At 65.4% G+C, this 4,003-nt stretch carries 3 protein-coding genes and 1 pseudogene; all 4 read right to left on the bottom strand.

Going from position 1 to position 4,003, the window contains the following annotated elements; all coding sequences use genetic code 11:
• A partial coding sequence (locus ACEW8N_RS20460) for a hypothetical protein (RefSeq protein WP_373501724.1) occupies nt 1-908 on the bottom strand: 908 nt, incomplete at its 3' end.
• 290 nt (nt 909-1,198) lie between these two features.
• Entirely contained in the window at nt 1,199-1,957 is a 759-nt protein-coding gene (locus tag ACEW8N_RS20455; protein ID WP_373501723.1) for a tetratricopeptide repeat protein, read from the bottom strand.
• Entirely contained in the window at nt 1,954-3,681 is a 1,728-nt protein-coding gene (locus ACEW8N_RS20450; protein WP_373501722.1) for a BatD family protein, read from the bottom strand. Before ACEW8N_RS20450 ends, ACEW8N_RS20455 begins: the two co-directional genes overlap by 4 nt.
• Nucleotides 3,682-3,726: 45 nt before the next feature.
• Nucleotides 3,727-4,003 (bottom strand): annotated as a pseudogene (locus ACEW8N_RS20445) (hypothetical protein); the annotation flags it as partial.

The following is a 4,003-nucleotide window of genomic DNA, read 5'->3' as shown; positions in this document are numbered from 1 at the left end:
CCGCCGCCTGCGGCGGACCCATCCGCCCCGGGGCGCGGATATTCCAGGGGGCCCGACGCCCGACGCCATCGCGCCATCAATCCCGTGAGCACCGCATGGATGGCGGTGTCCTCCTCCCGCCGCAGAGGGCCTTCGGACCGGGGGCCGCTCTCGAAAAGGCCGCCCCACACGTCGGCCTTCAATGCCGCAAGCCGGGGAAAAAATTGGTCCTCGGGGGGGCATTCGCCCGCCATGCCGGCCGCCACCAGGTCAACACCCAACTGGAAAGCCCGCCGATACAGCGCCTCCTCCGGTTCGGACCAGGCCTCCCCGCCGCCTGCCACCTCGGAGCGGAAAAGATTCTCCGTCAGCGCGGCCAGGTCCGCCCCGCCGGGTTCGGCCCCATGGCGGGAGATCTCCTGGACCACCGACGCCACGGCATCGTCCAGCATATCCGCCGTGGGGTGGTGCCGTGCCATGAGTGCCCCGCACTGAAGGGTTCCCAGGAAAAAGACCCCGTAGAACGGCGCCTGGTCGGGGCAGACGGCGCTGCGGCCCGGCATGCCCCGGGCGGCCCCTTCGATCCATGCGATGTCAAACGCCCACAGAAACGGGAGGCGGGCAGCCTCATGGCCGAAGGTGATGTGGACGGCGTCTAAAGAGAATCCCAGATCCGGAGGCCGCAGGGACTGCAGCCTCGGAAAAACGAGTCGTGAGAGCGCCTCCAGAAAACAAAGGTTCAGGTAAAGGGATTCGCTGTCTTTTCGGGGAGATGTGTGGAAGAAGAGGCCATTCTGACGGCCTCCGGCGATCGGGCTCGGACGTCCGACCCGGCCTTCCCGCAGGCTTGCCGGGGCTCTGGAGGACACCCCGAAGACCTGGTGGAAGAATTCGAGCGCGCGGATCGCTTCAGCCTCAAAAATCGCCATGATGGACCTCCCCCCCACGTTGCTCGGTAGAATTCGCTTCTTGCGCCGCGGCAGCGGGCGCAAAGGGTAAGGCAGCAGGAAAAGGGATTCGCTGAAAAACCAAAAAGGGACGTTCAATGATGCCTGAAGAGTTGATAGCCCTGACTGAACGTCCGAATAGAATCATCGGTTGGGGCGTGACGTCGATGCTGAAATAATATTTACCAACGGCCGCTGTTTGTCAAGATACTTCTCTTTCGGGGACCGGGGAATCGAAGGCCGCCGGGAGGCCTCTCCCATGGGGTCCGGGTCTATATTTCACCGACGCTGGACCGCTCGATCCATCCGAATTTTTCTTCAGAATACCGAACGCGGTAATAGCCCTCTTTCTCCCGCTCGATCCTCACCCTGGCGCCGGCGTGGAGCCGGAAGAGCTCCGTCGCCCGATCCGTCAGGCCCGAGCGGACGGGCGCCTCCTCGGCAAGGATCACGCCCTCCTTGACAAATGCGGCCTCGTAGGCGTTGTGGCCCGCCGTCAGCACCGAGACGGCCGCCAGCAGGAAAATCGCCCCCGCGAGCGTCTTCCTGCGGGTCGATCTCAAGCCCCGGCGCGGGAGGAGGGCGAGCCAGAGGGCGCCGTTCAGGAAGACCGAAAGCCATTGGATCTGCTCCGGCGTGAAAAGATATTTCCAGAAAAACAGAATCCGCCGGAAGGAAGCCTCCGGTCCCTGCTCATCCCGGGTGAGGGAAAGGGCGTAGTCATGATTGAATCTCAGGTCCGGATCATGAGGCATGCGCCGGAGCGCCCTTTCATACCACAGGACGGCATGCCCCAGGCTTCCCTGCTTCAGGTATGCATTCCCCAGGTTGTAGCAGAGTTTCCCGGTTTGAATGCCCCTGTCGGCGAGGGTTTGGAAGGCCTGGGCCGACTGCCTGAACTCACCGGCCTCGTAAGCGGCAACACCCTTCCGGAAAAGGGCTTCCGGGTCGTCGCCGGCAAATGCCGGGCTCCCCGCCAGCAGCAGGATCAAGGCCGCGGCGAGGCCATATCTCAGCATCTTTTTCTTCATGGGAGGAGTTTCCTGACCATCCGCCGGGTTTCTTCCAGAAGCGCCTCTCCGGCATCTCGATCCCTGACGCCGCCGCCGTACCTGGCGGACTCGATCCGCTCCAGAAGGGTTGCGGCGGCTTCGGCCGCCTCGCCCGTGAACCCCTGATGGATCAAAATCCCGGAAACCTCGGCGGAGGTGAGGGAGAGGCCTGCGGAACCGGTCCGGGACAGGACCGCCGCCACCAGCCCCCGGTAGAGGCACCCCCAGAAGTCGTCGTCCGAAGGAGAGAGCGATGCGGCCTCCCGCATCGCCTTTTCAGCCTTTTCGGCCATCATCCGGCCGGGGTCCGTCTCCTTCTTCAGACGCGCCATGGCAAACCGGGCCGCGGCCCACAGGAAGGGGGGAAGAGCCAGCATGGCCGCAAAAAGGGCAGAGGAGATCGGACGCCGCTCACTGACGGCATCCCTCCCGTCCTTCAGGGGCAGGATGTCCCGCCCCACAAACGCCACTTCGCTCTTGGACGGGGACGGCGCCGGGGAGGCGGCCCGGATATCCTCGGTCCGGTCGGCGGGCCGAACGCTTAAGCTGAAGGCGGGGGTTTTCCGCACCACATAGCCTCCCCTGGAAACATCGAAATAGACCCATTCCAGGGACCCAAGGTCGTACGTCCCCGCCGCAACGGGAACCAGGGCCGACCGGAAGACCTTTTTCCCGGAATAGCCTTCCCCGGTCAGGCGGATCTCCTCCTCGGGCGTGTCGTCGTAGACCTTGAAGGCGTCGCCCAGCCGGATCTCGGGCGGTCCGGCGTCCATGATGTTCCCCGCGCCCCGGATGGTGAATGCGAAGGTGGTGGAATCCCCGACCCGGACCTCCGACGACGCCAGTTCGGCATCGATGTCGAACCTGCCGACCAGCCCGGAGAACTTCCCCTGCCCGGTGTAGGGCGGCAGCGGCTTCACGAAGACGGCAACCGGTTCCGTCCGGAGGACCCTGGGGGCCAGGCGGCCGGATCTCATGCCGAAAAACGGGTCTTCGAAAAAAGAATCCCGCCGGCCGGACTGCCGGACGACATCGCAGGTGAGGACGGCCGATGGGATGGTTTTTTTGCCGCCGCCCACGGGGATCAGGAGGAAGGCGACCTCGGTCACGCGAAAATCGAGGCCCCCGGAAACGGCGTTGTATTCCTTCCGCTCCTCCAGCTCCCGGACGGTGAATCCGGGGAAATCGGGCCGCTGGAATTTCGCGTTGGCGATCCGGGCCCGCTGCCATACCCGGAAGGTGTATCGGATCTGCTGGCTCTCAAAAGGCGCGGTTTCGGACACGTCCGCCTCGACAAAAAGATCCTGGGGGTCCATCCGGCTCCGGTCCGCGGGCATCCGGGTCACGATTGCGGAGAGCTCGGGGGTGCGGAGGGTCTCCCCGTCCGCCTGCACCGGCAGGGGCGGGATCGTGAGCCGCCCCTCCCTCAGGGGAACGAGGGCATAGGTGTAGACCGTTTCCTGGGAGAACTGCCCGTTGACCATCCGGATGCTGGTGCTGCTACCCCGGGAGAGGACCTTGAAATCGGAGATGCCGTCCGTGTCCACCTCCCCCTTGCCGCCGCGGAGGGTTACCTGGAGCACCAGGGACTCCTCCATGGCCAGGGCGGTCCGGTCGAGGGATGCCTGAACGCTCACGCCGGCCATCGCCGCAGCGGGCGCCAGGATCGCCGCCGCCACGATCCAACACAATCTGTTTCTCATAATTATTCCCTGATGTCGAGGTTTCGCAGGCCGTTTTCGGACGGATCACCAATCCCGATCCACCGCGCGCTTCCCGTAGTCGGGCATGAGGGCGCGGCCCGGCTGGTCCTTCAGGCGGTTCAGCATTCTTTCGGCCTGGCTGCCCGCCATGCCATCGGTTTCCCCTGCGCCCTCCGTCCCCTCCTGGGGGCCCGCCCCTTCCTCCCCCCCGTCCCGGGGCGCCGTTTCCCTGTCCCCCGCCTCCGTGTCGGATGCCCCGGGGTCCTGGCGGTTTTGCTCCCCGCTCTCCCGCTGTCCCCCGTCCGGGAGGGGCGGCTCCGGG

The organism is Desulfococcus sp. (genome assembly GCF_041737845.1).
Taxonomy (GTDB): Bacteria; Desulfobacterota; Desulfobacteria; order Desulfobacterales; family Desulfococcaceae; genus Desulfococcus.
This window is presented reverse-complemented; position numbering and strand designations above follow the sequence as displayed.